Below are 633 nucleotides of genomic sequence, written 5' to 3' on the forward strand. Positions count from 1 at the left end.
AGCACGAAGCTCTTGTTCGTCGCGCCGCCGGCGATGACCACTGTGGTGTTCGCCATCGCCCGGCGCAGGCGGCCCAGCGCCTCGTCCCGGTCCCGGCCGTACGCGATGATCTTGGCGATCATGGAGTCGAAGTCGGCCGGGATGGTGTCGCCCTCGCTGACTCCGGTGTCGACCCGGATGCCCGGCCCGGCGGGCAGGTCCAGCCGGGTGATCCGGCCGGGGGAGGGCGCGAAGTCGCGGTCCGGGTCCTCGGCGTTGAGCCGCGCCTCGATCGCGTGCCCGCGCTCGACCGGCGGCTCGCCGGTGAGCCGGCCGCCACCGGCCACGTGCAACTGCGCCTTGACCAGGTCGAACCCGGTGGTCGCCTCGGTGATCGGGTGCTCGACCTGAAGGCGCGTGTTGACCTCCAGGAAGGCGAACAGCCGGTCGCCCGGGTGGTAGAGGAACTCGACAGTGGCCGCGCCCCGGTAGCCGACCGCCACCGCCAGGCGCTCCGCCGACGCCTTCAGCTCCGCCGCCTGCTCCGGGGCGAGCACCGGCGACGCGGACTCCTCGATCACCTTCTGGTTGCGCCGCTGCACCGAGCAGTCCCGTACCCCGAGCGCCCACGCGGTGCCCTGGCCGTCGGCGATC

General features: G+C 73.3%; 1 pseudogene. It reads right to left on the minus strand.

Annotated elements, in window-relative coordinates:
* Positions 1 to 633 (minus strand): annotated as a pseudogene (locus KBX39_RS32520) (fused acetyl/propionyl-CoA carboxylase subunit alpha/methylmalonyl-CoA decarboxylase subunit alpha); the annotation flags it as partial.

Source organism: Micromonospora sp. D75, from assembly GCF_018070405.1.
Classification (GTDB): Bacteria; Actinomycetota; Actinomycetes; order Mycobacteriales; family Micromonosporaceae; genus Micromonospora; species Micromonospora chalcea.